Below are 22,672 nucleotides of genomic sequence, written 5' to 3' on the forward strand. Positions count from 1 at the left end.
CTACCTCGAAGCTGATTACTTTGATTCCTGTGAAAAGTGAACAACCCGCTCCCACGCAAGGACCCACAGGGCCTGAAAGCACGGGAACCAGAGTTTTCTAGTGGTTTCTAATATCAAAGTTCGTCGCGGGTATTTTTATTTTTATCAAGATCGAATTTCTTGACCTCAAGACCAACCGGTGCTGCTTTTACGGTTGTGGACTCAAATAAGGCACCCAGAGTGTAGGAGTAAGGAATACTTTCTGCATGGGAGAACGACCATTTAGGCACATTTTCCCTGAAGTATTTCTCCCAGCTATTCTCAAACAGCTTGAGGGTACGATCCCGGCGTTCACGGAATTGCAGATAATTTTCATGTCGCGTCCAGCCGTACATCATGTTGTTGACTTTAACGCGGTAGGCGAACTCTTCATCGGTTTCACTGAAGTATTGAGGCGTGGCAATAGCCGTGCGTTTCACATATTCATCGTCAGACTCACCCGCGCCTCGCCAGCGGTTAAATTTGTCAAGACTTCGGCCCAGGGGACCACCCAGCCATTGAGTGAGCATCTTGTTGTCGTTCATAAAGAAGTCGAAAGTGAGACTCGACGCCAAAGCGAATCCAAAAGTTTGCGCATAAGTGAATCCGGATATAAGGCCATGAGCGTATGCTCCAACAGTGGCTACCGGACCCAGTACCAGAGCGGCTGTGGTCGAGGCCAGTGTTTTTACTTTTTGTGGTGTCACCCTGTTCAGAAGTGGTACCTGAACTCCTTGCCCGGAACCCATGGATTTCACTATTTCAGGCACCAGACGGGAAATGCTGCGATACCTCTGCAGATTGGCATTGTATTGTCTGGCAAACAACATGGAGCCGGTTCTCAGCAGAATGACTGAAGAAGCGGCCTTGCCCAATGGCATAGCCAGACCGCCCACTTCAGAGATTTGTTCAATCCCGCTGTGGTAGGCATATTGGCCAGTTCGGTCAAGATCAACACCGTAACGTTCCAACCAGTGCTGGAAAGGTGTGAGCATTCTGTGCAGGTAATCACCCCGGTTGGTCAGATCCAGCAGATAGAGGAACGCCATGTTTGAGAGCGACAGCTCGGCAGCCCGCCGGGCGTTAGTGTTCACCAGCAGTGGTTTGTAGCTGGAGTAGTACCAGGTGACAGCCTGTACCAGAAAGGCAGAAGGTTTGACCCAGTAATCATTGAGCTGCTGCTCAACCGCTGCGGCATGAGCTTGCATCAATGTGTCATGAATAGCCTGGATCAGTTCTGACTCAGACAGGCTGACAGCGTTGGCATAAGGTGTCAGGGTCTCCTGAACATTGGCCAGAAATGCTGCCATTTTGCGGCCATTTTCAAAGGCAATATCATCCAGAACGTAGTTGGCGATGACAGCAGCGGCGTACTCTTTCATGCTGTTAACAGACTCTTTCATGGCTGTCGGGCCAGTTGCGGTCATGGTCACAGGAGTAATGGCAATCCCCATGAATTGCTCAGCACCCTCATCGGACAGCATCTGGATAACCTTCCTGAACTCGGGCACCTTGACACCCTGTTTATAACCAAGGAAATGTTCAAACTCATCCACTGTCTGATAACCATCAACACCTCTGATGGCCTTTAGGTAGTTTTCAAGTTCAACCTTGTTGATCAGACCTTCACGCAGCAGGGCTAGTATCTTGTTACCACTGGCAGAATGGCTGGCGAAGTATTCCGAGAAGCCTTCCAGATCCCCCGTTTCATGCTCGACATAGTGAATGCCTGCCGAGCCTATGCCGTCAATTTCGTCGTTGTATTGTTGTGCCCCTTTATTCATCTCATTCCTGGCCCTGTGTACCAGAGTCTGGACTTCTTCCAGAGGCTGGTGAGAAGATTCCGGGAAGGTCGTCTTCAGGTGCTTGAAGACTTCCACCATTCGACTGGTCTGTTTAAACGTCAGTTTATCTCCGACCAGTGCCTGCAAGTGAATGGGCGCATATTCATCGTCAAAATTGAAAGTCGTAAGACAGGGCATTATCTTACCGCTTTGTGCTGCTGATTCTGCCAGACCCATTGCGGCTTGCAGAGCCTGTCGTTTAAGAGGGTGTTGTTGCATGCATTTGTGGATAGCTTCCAGAACATCGGCCTGTCTCGGCGTGTACTGGAAGGGGCCGTCATCATTTTCGACGGCTTTTTCGGCAGCCTTCAGGGCATCCTTCATTCCCTCAAAGTCTGCTTTTCTGGTTTCAATTTCTGCTTCCAGAAAGGCGTGTTTCTGAATCAGTTGCCGGATCTCGCCGCCAGCGCCATCATCACCGCCCAGTTGTAACTGCTTGTTTCTCAAGGCCTTAACCCATCGTTCACTGGTATCAGCGGACTCCGGCTTAACAGCCACGGTTTTTTCAATGATATCAGGAACTGCTTCATCCGGGATATGTTTCAGGAAAGCAAAGGTTCCGGCAGATGCAAGGTGTTTGATACGAATAGCATTCAGTTCCTGATTAGCCGCTTCCAACTCACTTTCAGCTTCTTGCATTGTTTGTCTGGCTCTGGTCACCTTGAGATCAAGAACATATCGGGGTTCAGGTCCCAGGCGGGCCATTTGCCCGTCAAGCTTATCCTCAATGGCGGCAATACGCTCTTGAACGTTAGGCTCACCGGCACTGAAAGCTTCATCATCCAGCTGTCGGAGTTTTGCATCAATCTGACGGACCTGATCGTCGATAGTGGCATCATCTTTATAGGCTTTAATGTTGAGTTGATGAGCGATTTCATTGTTCCAGGCTCTTCTGGCCGCTTCGTCTTCATAGTCTTGGTACACTTCATCCAATAATGTACTGATTCTGGCTCTCAGGGCATCCCTCCGATCAGGCAGGTTGGCATCGTTTGCAAACTCTACCTGCAGGTCTCTGGCCAGTCTGGCAGTGAAAACCATGCTTCTTGCTTCAGCTGCATTGTTTTCATGAGGGTAGATCTTTAGCCTGTTCTCTATAGCTGCAAGATAATTTGTCTGTATTTCACTGGCTTGCTCATCCACCTCTTCGACTTTATAGGTAAGACGCCTGCGAAGTATATCGAGCCATTCTGGCCCCCCTTTTTTTGGATAAGAAAGGGTAATATCTGTATCAAGGCTCTCGGGTTTGAGATCCTTCATATTTACAAGACTGCTGTCTTCTTGCCAGACAATACTATGTACCTTATTCTGCATGAACTCTGAAAGATCGCCATCAAGCCTTGTTCGAACTCTGGCAAGCCTTGCTGCATTGTCATCACCTTCATTGCTTTTGATCTCGAATACTTGTTCCAGGGCTTCCAGTATTTCCAAGGCCTCTTCCTCCGCCCGCTCTCTGGCTTCTGTGATGAATTCCTGCATGTTTTCAGAAATGTCCTCGCGACGAAGATACACACTATCGTTTTCATCAACGTCGCTCATCTCAAGGGCTTCTTCTACGGCTCTGAGTGTCTCGAGTACTTCAGGTTTGGCTTTGTGGCGGCCCCAGGTTCTGGACTCTTTCACTTCTTCTTTCAGCTCTGCAAGCCTGAAGAGCTTGAGATTGACCGTTGATTCCAGGGTTCTGCGATCTTCTGGTGTATTGTCTTCACTCAGATCAATATCAAGAGCGGCTGCCAGAGCACATTTTCTGGCCCAGGTGTAAGAATTCTCTATATCCTGTTGATCACTCAATGTTTCAACTCTCTGAAACAGCATTTCTTTTTGAGCATCCATTGTCTTGATTTTTTCAAGCAGGCGTTCTTGCTGAACGTCAATATCTGCATTGCGATCAAAATCCTCAATGTTTAAATGTGCGGCAATGGTTGCAAAGCGTGCTTTGGTTGCAGCTATTTTTTCAGCTTTTCTTTTGATGCTCAGTTGCAAAAGATGTTCTTGCCCAACCTGTTCTATCCGTTGCTTGAGGTGTTGTTGAAGGGCATATCGCCGGTAGTCCAGGTGATAATCGTTATCCGGAAGGCCGAGCTGATCTTCAAAGTTAGCCAGTCTCGTGCAGATTAAGTCGTCGATGAGTTCTGTCTTTTGTTGCAGTTCCTGTTGCAGCTGCTGCTGAATGGACTCAATGCGGGCAGCCAGATCGTTTTCATTGTTGGGAGTAATATCGTACTTGCTTTCAATGGATGCCAGTATTTCTTTTAAACCCTCTTGCGGAAGCTGTCCCGATTTGCTGAATTTATGAATTTCTTTTCTGATGATTGTGGCTTGTTCTGCCATTGTTGGCTCGGTCTCAACCCAGTTGTCAATACCGAGCTTATCTGCCAGTTGCTCGTTGTAATTTTCTATGGTTTCTATTACGGGATCACGAAGTTCCTCTCTCAGCACTGGAATTCGATCGACTTTCTGCTTGAGTTCCTGTAGCCAGTTTTTTTGTTTTTCCAGCTTTTGCAGATGCCGAAGATGCTGCTTACGGTGCTGACCTTCAATGTTTGCCAGCCTGTTCCAGGCGGCCTTATCGGTGAGTTTTTCCTGTTGTTGCAGGTGCTGTTGAATGGATTGAAAGCGGGTATCGAGATCGTTTTTATTATCTGGAACAATACCGAGCTGGCCTTCAATAGCGGCCAGATTTGTTCTTACAGTGTCTTCTTCAAGCTGTCCCGTTGCGGCAACTGCACTGAAGATTTTATGAATTCTCTCTCTGATGCGTGAGGCTTGCTCCTCTGATGTCTGGGTATCATCCCATTTGCCAATACCAAGCTCTTCGGCCAGTTCAGCGTTGCGAATTTTTGTGGCTTTTTCTATGGCATCAGTAACTAGTTGTACCAGCGACGGAAATCGTTTGGCTTCCTGCTGCTGTTTCTGTATCGGGTTTTGCTGTTCTTCCAGCGCTTTACGAGTTTTAGCAAGCCCATGCTCAGTCTGTTGCTTGAGTTCAGGTGCTCTGAGCTTTTCCCTTTCACTGTCCCTGTCTTTCTCTGCTGTGAACTCTATGTGTTTTATAGGCCTGATGTAATCGCCATCTTTTTTCTGCAGAGCATCTATTTTGTCGTAGGTGTCAATCATCATCTGCCGGGACATGGCTTTCAGTACTCTGGAAGCAAACTCATCATCTCCGGGAGCGTCGGCCTGAACTTTGTGGATATCTCTGATAACGGGTATCAATTCCTCCATATTCTGAATAAAGCGCTGGTCAGTCAGAAGACTTTTCGTTGCGCCACAGAAACCGAAGTATTTTACCAGTTGATAATGCATCCAGATTGGCGTGAGGACTGACGAAGTGACTTTGAGATGTTCTAATGTGAGTTCAAATTTATCTGCTATATGAGGCGTAGCGCTGACCAGAGCTTGCTGGAGAGCTTCATAGTATGCAAGCGAAGTCAGTTTATCCTTGCTAAATCCGGCATTGCTCCGGGCAGCTAATTCCTCCAGCAGTGCCCACTGCTTGCTTCGAATAACATGCAGGTAGCTTTTGACCTTATATTTTTGAACCTCTGTTGTTGCGTGAGTGAGGCCATCAGGCTCAGTTTCTGTCAGGAGGCTATAGAGGTTTTCTACAAACGCGATATCGGCTGGATTCAGTTTCTGACTATAGAAAACAATAGTATCTTCCTGAGTATGACCAGGTACCAGCTTTGGATAACCCGAAGGGGCAGGATAAACCTTTGTGCAATCTTCTTCGTGCACAACATATCCGACGGGTTTGCTCAGTGCCAACAGTCTATCAAGAGCCTCTTGTTGTAACTCTTCTTTCAGAACATGAACCTGGATATAGGCCGAGGTAGCTGCGGCCAGAAGCGTTTCATCATTGACAAAGAGCGATTGACCCAGTCGCTTCAGTTCAGGGGGCTGATCGCCCGAAGCGATAAGACGCATAAATGTTCGTCCATTCACTTCAACGGGTTCTACTTTTATGGTGGCAAGGGCAACATAATGGTCGCTTGTGCCGAGGTTTCCTGCTCTGTCATCGGCACCTTCCAGCACTGCATACAATTGTTCGGGTCTGGCTATTTTCGTTAAGGGTTCTAATGACTGTATGACAGTTAATTGATCACGAACAGCGTCAATGGTGTCCTGGTCGGTCATTCCGCCTCTGACTTCAATGGTCAGTTTCGTTTCTTCAAGGCTGTGGGTGAACCTGAAGACTTCCTCATCACCCACCTTCAGGACTTTGGTGTATTTCTGAGCAATGTCATTCTCGCCTGTTTCAAACAGATCAACACTGGAGACGCCAGCACTAACGGCAGAAAGAATGTCTGTAAAACCATCAGAGGGAACCGTATAGCCGTCTCTGGCTTGAGTCTGATCAGGGTAAGTAGTGGTAAAGGATTTGGGTATTGGTTGCTGGTCACCCGATAAAGTTGGCTGAACCCTGACCAGACTCTGGGTAAACGACACGAATTCACTGTTTGAAATATCAAGAGATTTTGTCTGCAGCTTGCGCTCGGCTTGCGCCTGTGTACTGATGATGGTAGAGCTGATGGCAATGGTTACTGCAAGGCTTAATGCATTGGGGCCGGCATTTGTCATTCTACTACCTCAGAGTTGGTGCTTTGGTTATCGTGAAAAGCGATTGCCACACCCGGCGAGGAAACAACTTACAAAGGCTCACGGCTGTTCCGGTAAGCTGTTGAGAGAATTTAGTTCACAGTGGCAAATCCGCTAGCTATTGGCCGAATTTAATTCTCGTGACAAAGTTCACTGCCAATAAAATTGAATGTTTACAACTCGTTCCCTTGCTCTGCGTGGGAATGCATACCTCCCCCAACCGGTGCTCCTTTCAAGGTTGCGGAGGGTTGCTCGGGCGCTGCAGCCCCTGACTCAAAGAAGGCGCCCAGGGTGTAGGAATAAGGAATACTTTCTGCATTGGAGAATGACCATTTGGGCACATTTTCCCTGAAGTATTTCTCCCAGCTATTCTCTGACAGTTTCATGGTGCGATCCCGTCGTTCACGGAATTGCAGGTAGTTTTCGTGCCGAGTCCAGCCGTACGCAGTGTCGCCTGTCTTAACACGGTTTGCGTACTCTTCATCGGTTTCACCATAGCGTTGAGGTGTAGCAATGGTGGTACGTTTCACATATTCATCCTGGCTTTCACCGACGCCCCGCCAGCGATTAATCCTGTCAAGGCTACGACCCAGAGGTCCACCCAGCCATTGAGTGAGCATCTTGTTGTCGTTCATAAAGAAGTCGAAAGTGAGACCCGACGCCAAAGCGAAGCCGAAGGTTTGAGTATAGGTGAACCCGGATATAAGGCTTTGGACGTATGTTCCGATGGTGGCTATCGGACCCAGCACCAGACCGGCTGTGGCCGAGGCCAGCGTTTTTACTTTTTCTGGTGTCATACTGTTCAGCAACGGCATCTGAACCCCTTGTCCGGAACCCATGGATTTCACTATTTCCGGCACCAGACGAGAAAGGCTGCGATAGCTTTGAGGGTTAGCATTGTATTGTCGGGCAAACAGCGCAGAGCCGGTTCTTAACAGAATGACTGAAGAAGCGGCTTTGCCCAGTGGCATGGCAAGTCCGCCCACTTCAGAGATTTGTTCAATGCCGCTGTGGTAGGCATATTGGCCGGTTCGGTCAAGATCAACGCCGTAGCTTTCCAGCCAGTGCTGGAAAGGTGTGAGCATTCTGTGCAGGTAAACACCTCTGTTGGTCAGATCCAGCAGATAGAGAAATGACATGTTTACCAGGGACAGTTTGGCAGCCTGCCAGTGGGTATAAGCAACCAGAAGCGGTTTGTAGCTGGAGTAGTACCAGGTGACAGTCTGTACCAGGAAGGCTGAAGGTTTGACCCAATAATGCAACAACTGTCGTACAATCGCTGCGGCATGAACTTGCATCAATGTGTCATGAATAATATTGATCAGGTCTGTTTCAGACATCCCGACAGCATTGGCATAGGGTTTCAGGGTATCCTGAATATTGGTCAGGAAGGCTGCCGTCCTTTGGCCATTGTCAAAGGCGATGTCATCAAGAACGTAGTTGGCGATGACAGCCGTTGCATACTCTTTCATGCCGTCAAGAGACTCTTTTATACCCGCTGGGCCATTCACCGTCACGGTCACAGGAGTAAAGGCACTCTTTATGAACTCCTCAACACCCTCGTCAGACAGCATCTGGACAACGCTCTTGAAGTGAGGCAGCTTGACGCCGTGTCTGTAGCCAAGGAAGTGTTCAAATTCAGCCACTGTCTGATAACCATCGACACCCCGGGCGGCTTTTATGTAGTTCTCAAGTTCAATCTTGCTGATCAGACCTTCTCCGATCATTGCCTGCAGGCGGATCGGTGCAAATTTATCGTCAAAATCCAACGTCGTAAGGTCGGGTATTTCCTTACCGCTCTTTACTGCCAGCTCTGCCAGCTCTGCCAGACCCATTGCGGCCTCAAGGGCTTGTTTCTTCAGAGGGTGCTGCTGTACGATGTGGCTCATAATGTACTGAATGTGCTTCTGTCTTGGCGAGAGCTGGAAGGGACCGCTATCATTCTTGACGGCTTTCTTTGCAGCCCTCGCTTCTTCTACGGCACTGAGTGTCTCAGGTACTTCAGGTTTGGCTTTTTGCTGGCCCCGGATGTAAGAATTCTCTATATCCTGTTGATCATTTAATGCCTCAACTCTCTGAAACAGGATTTTTTGTTGAGCCTCCATGGTCTGGATTTTTTCAAGCAGGCGTTCCTGCTGAACGTCAATATCTTCATCGCTATCAAAATCCTGAATGTTTAAATGTGTGGCAATGGTTGCAAAGCGTGCTTTGGTTGCAGCTATTTTTTCAGCTTCTGTTCTGATGTCCAGTTGCCGATGATATTCTTGCCCGACCTCGGCTATCTGCTGCTTCAGGTGCTGTTGAAGAGTGTATTGACGGTATTCCAGGTCATTTACGTTATCCGGAAACAGGCCGAATTGACCTTCAATGTCAGCCAGGTCGTAGTGGATTCTATTGTCGATCAGATCTGTCTCTGCTTGCAGTTGATATCGCAGTTCCTGCTGAATAGTCTCAAAGCGGCCAGCCAGATCATTTTCATTTTTTGGAGTAATACCATGCTCGCTTTCAATGGACGCCAGTATTTTTTTTACAGCCTCTTTCTGAGGCTGTTCCGATTTGCTGATTTTACGAATTTTTTTGCTGACGAGTCTGGCCTGCTCTTCAGGTAACTCGAACACATCCAATTCAATACCAAGCTCATCTGCCAGTTGAAAGTTGTAATCTTCCATGGTTATTAATAGGGGGTCACGGACTTTTTCTCTCAGCGTTGGCATATGATCAACTTTCTGCTTAAATTCCTGCAACCGGTTTTTTTGTTTTTCCAGCTTTTGTATATGCTGAAGATGTTGCTGACCTTCAAAGTTAGTCAGTCTGTTCCAGACTTCTTTATGAGTTAATTTTTCTTGTTGTTGCAGGTGTTGTTGCAGGTGCTGTTGAATGGATTGAAAGCGGGCATCCAGATCGTTTTCATTATCTGGAACAATACCGAGTTGGCCTTCAATAGCGGCCAGATTTGTTCTTACGGTGTCTTTTTCAGGCTGTCCTGTTGCGGCAGCTGCTGTGAAGATTTTATTAATTCTCTCTCTGATGCGTGAGGCTTGCTCTTTTGCTGGCTGGGTATCATCCCAGTTATCAATACCAAGCTCTTCAGCCAATTCAGTGTTGTAAATTTTTGCGACTTTTTCTCTGGCATCACGAACTTGTTGTTGCAGCGCTGGAATTCGTTCGACCTCCTGCTGCATTTTTAGTGACTGGTTTTGCAGTTCTTCCAGCACTTTACGAGTCTGTGCATGCTCATCTTCAGCTTGTTGCTTGAGTTTAAGTGCTCTGAGTTTTTCCCTTTCAAAGCCAGTGTCTATCTCAGCTATGCACTTTAAATGGTTTAGAATATGAGTGAATTCGCCCTCTTTTTCCCGCAGCTCATCTATGTTTTTATAGGTCACACTCAGAAGCCTGGACATGTCTTCCATGACTTTGGAAGCAAACTTCTCGTCGTCACCAGTATCGGCCTGTGCTTTGTCGATATCGCTGAAAATGGGTATCACTTTCTCCATATTCTTAATAAATCGCTGGTCAGTCAGAAGATTTTTAAATGTGCGTTTGAAGCCGAAGTATTTTACCAATTGATAATGCATCCAGGTTGACGTGACGACCGACGAAGTCACTTTGAAGTGTCCTGATGTGAATTCAAATTCATAGGCGCTTTTTGGTGTAGCACTGCTTAACGCTTGCTGGAGAGATTCATAGTATGCAAGCGAAATCAGTTTATCTTTGCTGAATTCAGCATCGTGCTGTGCAGCTAACTCCTCCAGCAGTGTCATCTGCCTGCTTCGAATAATATGCCGGTAGCTTTTGACATTATATTTTTTAACCTTCGTTGATACTGTCTCAGCAGGGTCTTTAGTCCCAGCTTCTTTCAGGAGTTTGTAGAGGTTTTCTACAAAAGCGACATCGGCTGGATTCTGCGTCAGACCATGAAAAACAATAATGTCTTCCCGCGCTTGCACTGCTTCCAGCTTTGGATAACCCGCAGGCAGAGGATAAAGCTCTGGGTTGTCCTCGACGTGTACAACATATCCGACGGGTTTGCTGTGTGCCATCAGATTATTAAGAGACTCCTGTTGTAATTCCTCTTTCAGAACATGAACCTGGATATAGGCAGAAGTGGCTGCAACAAGGAGAGCTTCATCATTGACAAAGAGTGATTGACCCAGACGCTTCAGTTCAGGTGGCTGATCACCCCCTGAGATAAGAATCATGAATGTACGCCCATTCACTTCAACTTGTTCTACTTTGATGGTGGCAAGGGCAACATAGTGATCGCTTGTGCCCAGGTTTTCTGCTCTGTCATTGGCAGCTTCCAGCACTATATAAAGATGTTCGGGTCTGGCTAATTTCGTTGACGGTTCTAATGATGAGATGCAAGCCAATTGATCACTTACAGTGTCAACGATATCCTGATCGGTCATTCCGCCCCTGACTTCAATGACCAGTTCCTTTTCTTCAAGGCTATGGGTGAACTTGAAGACTGCTTCATCACCCACTTTCAGTACTTTGGTGTATTTTTGAGCAACGTTATTCTCGCCTGTTTCAAACAGATCAACAATGGAGACAAGAGTGCTGACGCCGGAAAAAACGTCTGTAAAGTCATCTGAAGGAACCCTGAAACCCTCTCTGACTGGAGTCTGGTCAGGGTAGATGGTGGTAAAAGATTTGGGTATTGGCTGCTGGTCATTCCCTAAAGTTGGCTGAACCTTGACCAGGCTCTGGGTAAACACCCTATATCCATTGTTCGAAATATCGACAGATTTTGTCTGCAGACTGCGCCCGGCCTGTGCGTCTGTAACAATGATGGAAGAGCTGATGGCAACGGCCGCTGCAAGTCGTAATGCATTGGGGCAAGTATTGATCATACTACTACCTCAGAGCTGACCAGCTTGATTACCGTGAAAAGCGATTCCACACCCGACGAGAAAGCAACTTCTAATCGCTCATAGCTGTCAGTTGCTGATAGCTGTTTCGATAAGCCGTTGAAAGAATCTTTTTCACAGTGGCAAAGTCTGTAAGTTGTTGAGTGAATGTGGGTCCCAGCGTGGGAACCCATACCTTATCTCACGCTGTAGAGTCCGGTTTTCAGGGGAGTTATGCCTTCCCACGCAAGACCCACAGGGCCTAAAAGCGTGGGAACGCGTTGCTAGCAGCCTGTCGGACTTAAGACTGTCCTACTGCGGTTGCGATAAATTGGTCTAAAAATTCCTGCTCCCTCGTCAAATAGCTCGCTATTCTCCTCGGAATCAGAAATTTTTATCCTCAATTTCTCGCAATCCTCGCTACGGACGCTTAAGTCCGACAGGCTGCTAGGAGCTTGTCCGAGAATAGACTGCCCTACTGCGGCGGCAGCAAATTGGTCTGAAAATCCGCTTTTGTTCGTCAAATAGCTCGCTATTCTCCTCACAAAACCGAATTTTCATCCTCAATTTTCTGCCGTCCTCGATACGGGCGCTATTCTCGGTCAAGCTCCTAGAGTTTTGTACTGGTTTCTGATATCAAAGTTCGTCGCGGGTATTTTTATCTTTATCAAACTCGTGATCAGCCAGTGCTGCTTTCATAGCTGTGGAGGCGGCCTCAGGCGCCGCAGTCCCTGACTCAAATAAGGCACCCAGAGTGTAGGAGTAAGGAATACTTTCTGCGTGGGAGAATGACCATTTGGGCACATTTTCCCTGAAGTATTTCTCCCAGCTATTATCGAGCATCTTCATGGTGCGATCCCGGCGTTCACGGAACTGCAGATAGTTCTCGTGTCGAGTCCAGCCATACATAGTGTTATTTGCTTTAACGCGGTTTGCGTACTCTTCATCGGTTTCACTATAGCGTTGAGGTGTGGCAATGGCGGTACGTTTCACATATTCATCCTGGGTTTCACCGCCGCCGCGCCAGCGATTAATCCTGTCAAGGCTTCGACCCAGAGGTCCACCCAGCCATTGAGTGAGCATCTTGTTGTCGTTCATAAAGAAGTCGAAAGTGACACCGGACGCCAGAGCGAAGCCGAAGGTTTGAGCATAGGTGAAACCGGATAGAAGTCCGTGGGCGTATGCTCCGACAGTGGCCACCGGACCCAGCACCAGACCGGCTGTGGCAGAGGCCAGTGTTTTTACTTTTTGTGGTGTCACCCTGTTCAGCAGCGGTACCTGAACCCCTTGTCCGGAACCCATGGATTTCACTATTTCCGGCACCAGACGGGAAAGGCTGCGATAGCTGTGGGGGTTGGCATTGTACTGTCTGGTGAACAGCGCAGAGCCGGTTTTCAACAGAATGACTGAGGAAGCGGCTTTGCCCAGTGGCATGGCCAGTCCGCCCACTTCAGAGATTTGTTCAATGCCGCTGTGATAGGCATATTGGCCGGTTCGGTCAAGATCAACACCGTAGCGTTCCAGCCAGTGCTGGAAAGGTGTGAGCATTCTGTGCAGGTAATCACCTCTGTTGGTCAGATCCAGAAGATAGAGGAATGACATGTTTGCAAGGGACAGTTTGGCAGCCTGCCAGTCGCTATGAGTTGCCAGAATAGGTTTGTAGCTGGAGTAGTACCAGGTGACAGCCTGTACCAGGAAGGCTGAAGGTTTGACCCAGTAATTATTGAGCTTCTGCTCAACCGCTGCGGCGTGAGCCTGCATCAATGTGTTATGGACAATCTTGATCAGTTCTGATTCAGACATCCCGACAGCATTGGCATAGGGGGTCAGGGTATCCTGAATATTGGTCAGGAAGGCTGCCGTCCTGCGGCCATTGTCAAAGGCAATATCATCAAGAACGTAGTTGGCGATGACAGCCGCTGCGTACTCTGTCATGCCGGCAACAGACTCTTTCATGCCTGCCGGGCCAGTTGCAGTCAGGGTCACAGGAGTAAAGGCACTCTGTATGAGTTCTTCAACACCCTGGTCGGACAGCATCTGGACAGCGGCTTTGAAGTCAGACACCCTGATGCCGTGTTTGTGGCCAAGGAAGTGTTCAAATTCATCCACTGTCTGATAGCCATCAACACCTTTGACAGCTTTCATGTAATTCTCAAGCTCAATCTTGCTGATCAGACCTTCACGCAGCAGAGCTATGATCTTGTTACCGCTGGCAGAACGGGTAGCGAAGTATTCCGAGAAGCTTTTCAGGTCCTTTGGTCCTTGCTCAACGTGGTGAATGCCTGCTAAGCCCATGCCTCGAATTTCGACGTCGTATTGTCGGGCCCCGGCTTCTAAGTGCATCCTGGCCCTGTCCGTCAGAATCTCGATTTCTTTCAGCACATTCCGGGGTTGATCTTCTACAGACCCGGATGGGGATTCCGGGAAGGTGGCCTTCAGGTCATTGAAAATTTCCACAATCCGACCGGCCTGTTCAAACGTCAGTTTGTCTCCGATCATTGCCTGCAGGTGAATGGCTGCAAATTCATCGTCAAAATCGAAACTCGTAAAGAATGGTGTTGCCTTGCCACACTCTATCGCTGCTTCTGTCAGGCCAACTGCGGCTTCCAGAGCTCGTTTTTTGAGAGGGTGCTGCTTCGTGAATTTGTGGATGGCGTTCAGAACTTTTTCCTGATCCGGGGAGTACTGGAAGGGACCGCCATCACTTATGACGGCTTTTTCTGCAGTATTCAGGGCTTCCTTCAGTTTCACAATGTCTGCTTTTTGGGTTTCAATTTCGCCTTCCAGGCGGGCCTGTTCCTGAATCTCTGCCAGTGATCCGAGGTCATCTTTTATCCGGGTGTTCAGATTTTTTGCGGCAGCTTCGTCGTCTTCATCCGGAACAGGGTGAACGTCATTGCCCATCATAACGGCCAATTTTTTGCGTGGAAGATCATTCAGCTTACGATGAAGCCATTCCAGCTTGGTTTCAGCTGCCAGTATTGCTCGCCTGGCCATGGCAACATCACGATCAAGAACGTAGCGGGGTTTAGGTCCCAGGCGAGCCATTTGCCTGTCAAGCGCATCATCGATAGCTGCGATACGCTCATTAACGTCAAGCTGGACCGCTTTGAAAAATTCTGCCTCCAGCTGCTCAAGTTTTGCCTCAATCAGACTATTTTGTTCGTCTATACCGGCATCATCTCCATAGTCCTTAATATCAAGTTGCTCAGCAATTTTATTGTTTTTGATCCTTCTGACACCTTCATCGTCATAGATTTCGTTTACTTCTTTCCTTAATTTCTGAATTCTGCTTCTCAGTGCGTACTGTTTAGACAGTTTTGAATCGTCGTCATAAAACTCTATCTGCAGATCACTGGCCAGTTTGGCCAGGAAAGTTTTGCCTCTTGCTTTTGCAGCAGGGTTTTTATCAGGATCGATATTGAGCTCTTTCTCCAGAGCAACAAGGTACTCTGCCTGTTTTTCTATGGCTCGCTTATCCGATTCTTTGACTATAAAGATAAGACGATCACGAATACATAAGAGTCTGAGATCCATTCTCACCTGCTCCAGATCTTCCTGCGACCTGTCAATTTCCGGCCAGAGGTTCATGTCCATCTGATCCAGCTGATAATTGGAGATATCACCATCATCAAGCCTTGTAAGAATGCTCTTCAGTCTTGCTGCCTTGTGATCATCTTCATCGGCTTTGATGTTGAGTAAGTTTTCCAGATAACTCAGTGTCATCAGGGCCTTATTCTCTGAGTGCTTTCTGGCTTCTCTGATGAATGCCCTCATGTCTACAGAAATGTCCATGCGACGCAAATACACATCTTGCTCCTTAGTGAGGCGTTCATCCTTCAGTACTTTTTCTGCGGCACGAAGTGTTTGCAGTACTTCAGACATGGCTTTTGGATGGCCTGGTGTTCTGATGTCTTCCAGTTCTTGTTCCAGCTCTGCAAGCTGGGAGAGCTTGTCACGAACTATTAACTCCAGGGCAGCACGATCTTCAGGAACCCGATCTAAACCAATAACCGCCGCCAGGGCATCTTTTCTGGCCAGGGTGTAAGAATGCTCTATATCCTGTTGATTGGCCATTGTATAAAGTTGTTGACGCAGATCTTGCTCGCGGGCATTTATTTCCTCAAATTTTTGAATCAGGAGTTCTTGTTGAACGTCAATATTTGCATTGCTATCAAAACCCTGGATGTTTGAATGTTCAGCAATGGTCGCAAAGCGGGCTTTTATTTCAGCTTCTTTTTCAGCCCTTGTCCCGGTGCTCTGTTGCTGAAGAAGTTGCTGAAGATCTTGCTGAAGATGTTGCTTTTGTTGAGTGATCCGGGCTAACCGCTGCTTAATGTCTCGTTTAACGGATTTATGAAGGACTTCCGGTTCATTGTCTGAAGTAAAATCGTACCAGCTTGCAATGGCAGGCAGTTTTTTCTTTAATTTTTCTTCCTGATAGTGTGCTGTTGAGGCAATGGAAGCTGTTGCAAACGGCGTTGCGCTGACGGGTGTTGAGGCAATGGAAGCTGTTGCAAGCGGCATTGCGCTAACGGGTGTTGAGACAATAGAAGCCGTTGCAACTGGCATTGCGCTAACGGGTGTTGGGGCAATCGAAGCCGTCGCAACCGGCGTTGCGCTAACCGGTCTTGAGGCAATGGATTTTACGGTAACCGATTGCCTGGTTTCATGAATTTTCTGGCCTTTTATCCGGGTGTTCAGATTTTTTGTGGCCGCTTCGTCGTCTCCATCCGGAGCAGGGTGAACGTCATTGCCAATCGTAACGGCCAATTTTTTGCGTGGAAGATCATTCAGCTTACGATGAAGCCCTGCCAGCTTATTTTCAGCTACCAGTATTGTTCGCCTGGCCATGGCCAGATCACGATCAAGAACGTCTCTGGGTTCAGGTCCCAGGCGAGCCATTTGCCCGTCAAGCTCATCATCAATGGCTGCGATACGAACATTAACCTCAAGCTGACGCGCTTTGAAAATTTCTGCATCCAGCTGTTTAAGTTTTGCTTCAATTAGACTATTTTGTTCGTCTATACCGGCATCATCTCCATAGTCCTCTTCTCTGGTATAAGGGAATTGTTGTTTCATCTTTGAAAGAAGCAGATCTTGTTGAAGATTTAGTTTCTTGAGTTCTTGAAGCAGATGTTTTTGTTGATCGCCAATATCTGCATTGCTATCAAAATTCTCAATGTTTAAATGTGCGGCAATGGTTGCATAGCGGGCTTTGATTTCAGCTTCTATTTCAGTCTCTGTGCCTGTACTCTGTTGCTGAAGAAGCTGCTGTTGTTGAGCGATTTGGGCATTCTGCTCCCCAAGGTGTTGCCTAATGGTCTGACAGCGAACTTCCGGGTCTCTTTCGATACCAGGGGTCAGGCCGAGCTGACCTTCAATCCAGGCCAGCTTATTCTCGACTTCGCTAAAATCGGCTAATTCTGCATGTTTTTGCTGCAGGTACTGTTGCACAAACTGACAGCGGGCAAGCAGATCATTTTCGTCGTCTGGAGTAATATTGTGCCTGCTTTCAATGGCCGCCAGAGTTTCTTTGAAAGCTTCTTGCGGAGTTTGTGCGGTTGCGGCATTCGTTGTGGTCACCGATAATGTTGCAGTCACCAATGATGTTGCGATGACCGGTGTCGGGGCGATCTTTGTTGGCGCAATCGTTGTCGGGGTCATTGATGATGCGGTAATCTGAGCTACGGTCGCCGGTTGCTTGAGATCACGAATTTTCTGTCTAATGAGGCTGTCTTGTTGTTCCAGTGGCTGGGTATCATCCCAGTCATCAATTTCGAGCGCTGCTGCCAACTGAATGTTGTAATTTTTTCTGTTTTCCTCCATTGACTCAGGGGCTTCTTTTTTCGGTATTGAAATTCGATTAACTTCATCCTGAAGAAACTTTAGCCAGTTTCTCCGTTTTGCCAGTTCTTCCTGGTTCTCAACATGTTGCAGATAAGCCCTGCGTGACTCCTTCTGAATGCCCTGATGCAGGCTCAGGAGGCGGACTTCAGGGTCATCTTCGTTTTCCGGAACCAGGCCGAGTTTATTTTCAAAGAAAGTCAGTCTTTCCAGAATTTCCGGATAGGGTAGTTCTTCGTTTTGTTCCAGGCGCTGTCGCCGTGGAGTGAAATGAAGGGCAGCCGGATCTTCTTCATCGACCGAAGTAATACCGCGCTTTTGGCTAATGGTCGGCGGTTTTGCTTTTACAGCTTCTTCATCAGACTGTCCTGTTGTGGCAACCGATGGTTTTATTTCATTAATTTTTTCTCTAATGAGCCTGGCTTGTTCTTCGGATGACTGGCTATCATCCCAGTCATCCATACCAAGCTCTGCTGCCAGTTGCGCGTTGCGAACTTTTGTGGCATCGGCTCTGGCAGTGAGTATTTGTTGTTCCAGCTCTGAGATTCGTTTGTCTTCCTGTTGGTGTTGATTCTGAAAAGGTTGTTGAGCAGTCTCTGTTAGCTGCTGCTTCAGGTGTTGCTGAATGGCCTGGTGACGAGCTTTAAGGTCATCATTGTTTTCCGGAACCAGACCGAGATGACTTTCAAAGGCAGTCAGTTTTTCCCGAACTTCCTCATCGGCCAGTTCGGTGTTTCCTTGCAGCCGCTTTTGAATGAGCAGAAGGGTGGCCGGATTGTTTTTATTGACCGAAGCAATCCCACGCCTGCCACTAATGGCCGCTGGTTCTCCCGTTACGGCTTCTTCATCAGGCTGACCTGTTGCGGCCATTGATCTGTATATGTCATTAATTTTTTCTTCTATGAGTCTGTGTTGTTCTTCGAGTGGCAGGAGTTCATTCCAGTCATCAATACCAAGCCTTGCTGCTGTATGAGCGTAGTTAGCCTGCCTGGCAATTCTCCTGACAGTAAGAATTTGCTTTTGCAGCTCTGGAACCATATCGGCTTTCTGCACAAGCTTCTCTAACTGGTTTTCCTCTTCTATCTGCATGGCCGACGGTTCCGCCTCTAAAGTTTCTTCATCAGACTGAGCTGTTGTGACAACCGATGGTTTTATTTCATTAATTTTTTCTCTAATGAGCCTGGCTTGTTCTTCGGGTGACTGGGTATCATCCCAGTCATCCATACCAAGCTCTGCGGCCAGTTGAGCGTTGCGAACTTTTGTGGCAGCTGCTCTGGCAGTGAGTACTTGTCGTTTCAGCTCTGAAATTCGTTTGTCTTCCTGTTGCTGTTGATTCTGAAAAGGTTGTTGAACGATCTCGGTTATCTGCTGCTTGAGGTGCTGTTGAATGGTCCGGTGACGGGCTTTGAGGTCATCATTGTTTTCAGGAACCAGGCCGAGATGATCTTCGAAGATAGTCAGTTTTTCCCGAACTTCCTCATCGGTCAGTTTGGTGTTTCCTTGCAGCCGCTTTTGAATGAGCAGAAGGGTGGCCGGATTGTTTTTATTGACCGAAGCAATCCCACGCCTGCCACTAATGGCCGCTGGTTCTCCCGTTAAGGCTTCTTCATCAGGCTGACCTGTTGCGGCCATTGATCTGTATATATCATTAATTTCTTCTTCTATGAGTCTTTGTTGTTCTTCGAGTGGCAGGGTATCGTCCCAGTCATGAATACCAAGCCTTGCTGCTGTATGAGCGTAGTTAGTGTTCCTGGCAATTCTCCTGACAGTAAGAAGTTGCTTTTGCAGCTCTGGGACCGTATCGGCTTTATGCACAAGTTTCTCTACTCCAGTCTTCAGAAGCTTCTCCAACCGGTTTTTCCGTTTTCTCAGCTCTCTTTGACTGACATCAAATGCCTCTTGTTCAAGGTGTTTCAGAATGTTCTGGTGACGGGCTTGCAGGTCATCTTCTTTGTTCGGGACCAGTCCGAGCTGGTCTTCCAGGTCAGACAGTTTTTCCTGAAAGTCCTCGTCGGGTTGTTCCGGATTTTGTTGCCGCTGCTCGTGGGTGATCAGAAGGGGTTGTTGAACAATCTCGGGTGCCTGCTGCTTGAGGTGTTGCTGAATGGCCCGATGACGGGCTTCAAGGTCATCATTGTTTTCCGGAACCAGGCCGAGATGACTTTCAAAGATAGTCAGTTTTTCCTGCACTTCCTCATCGGATAGTTTGGTGTTTTGTTGCAGCTCCTTTTGAATGAACAGAAGGATCCCCGGATTGTTTTTATTGACCGAAGCAATAACACGCCTGCCACCAATGGCCGCCGGTTCTGCTGTTACAGTTTCTTCATCAGGATGGCCTGTTGCGGCCATTGATCTGTATATGTCATTAATTTTTTCTTCTATGAGTCTGCGTTGTTCTTCGAGTGGCCGGGCTTCATCCCAGTCATCAATACCAAGCTTTGCTGCTCTCTGGGCGCAGCGAATTTTTCTGGCATATCTCTTGACAGTAAGAAGTTCCTTTTCCAGCTCTGGAACCCTACCGGCTTTCTGCACAAGTTTCTCTAACTGGTTTTCCTCTCCTATCTGCAGAAGCTTCTCCAACCGGTTTTTCCGTTCTCTCAGCTCTCTTTGACTGACATCAAATGCCTCTTGTTCAAGGTGCTTCAGAATGTTCTGGTGACGGGCTTGCAGGTCATCTTCTTTGTTCGGGACCAGTCCGAGCTGGTCTTCCAGGTCAGACAGTTTTTCCCGAATTTCCTCGTCGGGTTGTTCCGGATTTTGTTGCAGCTGCTCGCGGGTGATCAGAAGGGTTGCCAGCTGGTCTTCATCGACCAGAATAATGCGACCTTTTTTGCCAGTGCCCGCCGGTTTTGCTTTTACAGTTTCTTCATCAGGCTCTTCTGTTGCGGCAACCGATGGTTTGATTGCCTGAATTTTTTTTCTGATGAGTCTGGCTTGTTCTTCCAGTGGCAGGGTATCGTCCCAGTCATCAATACCAAGCTCTGCTGCCGTTTGAGCGTTGCGGTCTTTTGTGGCATCTGTTCTGGCATCATGAACCTTTTGTTCCAGCTCTGGAATTCGTTTGGCTTCCTGCTGAAGTTTCTGTAACTGGTTTTTCTGTTCTTCCTGCCCCTGCTGTTGATCCTGAAAAAATTGTCGAGCGGACTCAAGCGCCATCTGCCTGAGGGTTTCGAGAATGCTACGGAAGCGGGCTATCAGGTCTTCTTCGTTATCCCGTGTCAGACCGAGCTCATCTTCTGCCATAGCCAGTGTCTGTTGGGCCCCCTCAAAGGTTAGTTCTGACTTTTGTAGCAACTGCTCGTAAATGCCTCTAAAGCGGGCATTAAGATCGTCTTTATCGACCGGAGTAATATGGAAAATGGTTTCAATGGCTGCCATTTCCATACGTATAGCCTGTTTATAAAAATGAGCTTTTCCTGTTGCCGCCACCATTTGGTTGATTTCATTAATTTTCTGTATGATTATTCTGGCTTGTTCTTCGGTTGGCTGGGTATTATCCCAGTTATCAATACCAAGCTCCTTTGCCAGTTGACTGTTGTATACTTTTGAGGCGTCTGCCCTGGCATCAAGAACTTGTTTTTCCAATGCCGGAATTCGTTCGACTTCCTGCTGCGGTTTCTGTGACCGGTTTCGCAGTTCTTCCAGCGCTTTACGAGTCTGCGCAAGCTCTTCTTCAGCCTTCTGCGCAAGCTCATGTTTGAGTTCAAGGGCTCTGAGTTTTTCCTTTGCATTGTCCTCCAGGTGTTTTAGAAGCCTGTTGTACTCGCCTTCTTTTGTCCGCAGCGCCTCTATTTTGTTATAGGTATTAATCATCTGCGCTGACATGCCTTTCACGACTCTGGCAGCAAACTCTTCATCTCCATCGGCCTGCACTTTTTGGACAACTCTGATAAAGGGTATCAATTCTTCCATATTCTGAATAAAGCGCTGGTCAGTCAGAAGAGTTTTCATTGCGCTACGGAAACCGAAGTGTCTTACCAGTTGATAATGTATCCAGGTTGGCGTGAGGACTGATGAAGTGACTTTGAGATGTTCTAATGTGAGTTCAAATTCATCCGTTCTATAAGGCCTGGCGCTGTATAATGCCTGCTGGAGAGATTCATAGTATGCAAGCGAAGTCAGTTTATCCTTGCTGAATTCAGCATTGCCCTGGGCAGCCAACTCCTCCAGCAGTGCCCACTGCCTGCTTCGAATAACATGCTGGTAGCTTTTGACCTTATATGTTTTAACCTTTGTTGTTGCGTGAGTGAGGCCATCAGGCTCAGCTTCTGCCAGAAGGTCATATAGGTTTTCTACAAAAGCGATATCGGCTGGATTCAGTTTCTGACTATAGAAAACAATAGTATCTTCCTGAGTATGACTGGGTACCAGCTTTGGATAACCCGAAGGCGCAGGGTAAACCCTTGTGGAATCTTCTCTTTGCATAACATATCCGACGGGTTTGCTCAGTGCCAGCAGTCTATCAAGAGCCTCCTGTTGCAACTCCTCTTTCAGGACATGAACCTGGATGTAGGCCGAGGTGGCTGCGGCCAGAAGCGCTTCATCATTGACAAAGAGCGATTGAGTAAGGCGGGTCAGTTCAGGGGGTTGATCGCCCGAAGCGATGAGACGCATAAACGTTCGCCCATTCACTTCAATGGGTTCTACTTTAATGGTGGCGAGGGCAACATAGTAGTCGCTTGTGCCGAGGTCTCCTGCTCTGTCATCAGCACCTTCCAGGACCGCATGCAGTTGTTCGGGTCTGGCTATTTTCGTTGAGGGTTCTAATGACGGTATGACCGTTAATTGATCACGAACAGCGTCAATGGTCTCCTGGTCGGTCATTCCGCCTCTGACTTCAATTATCAGCTCCCTTTCTCCAAGGCTATGGGTGAACCTGAAGACTTCCTCATCACCCACCTTCAGGACTTTGGTGTATTTCTGAGCAACGTCATTCTCGCCCGTTTCAAACAGATCAACACTGGTGACGTCAGCACTAACGGCAGAAAGAATGTCTGTAAAACCCTCAGAGGGAACCGCACAGCCTTCTCTGGCTTGGGTCTGATCAGGGTAAGTAGTGGTAAAGGATTTGGGTATTGGTTGCTGGTCACCCGCTAAAGTTGGCTGAACACTGACCAGACTCTGTGTAAACGACAGATGTTCGTCGTTAGAGATATCAAGAGATTTTGTCTGCAGCTTGCGCTCGGTTATTGCCTGTGTACTGATGATGGAAGAGCTGAGGGCAATGGCTACTGCAAGGCTTAATGCATTGGGGCGGGCATTTGTCATTCTACTACCTCAGAGTTGGTACTTTGATTACAGTGAAAAGTGTTTGCCACACCTGGCGAGGAAACAGCTTACAAAGGCTCATGGCTGTCAATCGCTCATGGCTGTCAATCGTTCATGGCTGTTACGGTAAGCTGTTGAGAGAATTTAGTTCACAGTGGAAAATCTGCTAGCTGTTAAGCGAATTTAATTCACGTGGCAAAGTTCAATGCCAGTGAAATTACAACTCTTTCCTACGCTCTGAGGGTGTCG

At 47.7% G+C, this 22,672-nt stretch carries 3 protein-coding genes; all 3 read right to left on the reverse strand.

The features are described from left to right. Positions 1-113: 113 nt before the first annotated feature. The 3 genes from ACO6V5_RS01640 to ACO6V5_RS01650 all read right to left on the reverse strand — a co-directional run bounded on the left by ACO6V5_RS01640 (position 114) and on the right by ACO6V5_RS01650 (position 22,423). Positions 114-6,440, reverse strand: a complete 6,327-nt coding sequence (locus ACO6V5_RS01640) for a hypothetical protein (RefSeq protein WP_422412576.1) — start codon at positions 6,438-6,440, stop codon at positions 114-116. Between the two features lie 191 nt (positions 6,441-6,631). Next, positions 6,632-11,311, reverse strand: a complete 4,680-nt coding sequence (locus ACO6V5_RS01645) for a hypothetical protein (protein ID WP_422441925.1) — start codon at positions 11,309-11,311, stop codon at positions 6,632-6,634. Between the two features lie 633 nt (positions 11,312-11,944). Then, entirely contained in the window at positions 11,945-22,423 is a 10,479-nt protein-coding gene (locus tag ACO6V5_RS01650; RefSeq protein WP_422413171.1) for a hypothetical protein, read from the reverse strand. Between the last annotated feature and the right edge of the window lie 249 nt (positions 22,424-22,672).

It is taken from the genome of Endozoicomonas sp. ALD068 (assembly GCF_049310145.1).
GTDB lineage: Bacteria > Pseudomonadota > Gammaproteobacteria > Pseudomonadales > Endozoicomonadaceae > Endozoicomonas_A.

Coding starts and splice junctions, on each gene's coding strand:
- ACO6V5_RS01640 (WP_422412576.1), bottom strand. CDS start 6,440: ATGACAAATGCCGGCCCCAATGCATTAAGCCTTGCAGTAACCATTGCC.
- ACO6V5_RS01645 (WP_422441925.1), bottom strand. CDS start 11,311: ATGATCAATACTTGCCCCAATGCATTACGACTTGCAGCGGCCGTTGCC.
- ACO6V5_RS01650 (WP_422413171.1), bottom strand. CDS start 22,423: ATGACAAATGCCCGCCCCAATGCATTAAGCCTTGCAGTAGCCATTGCC.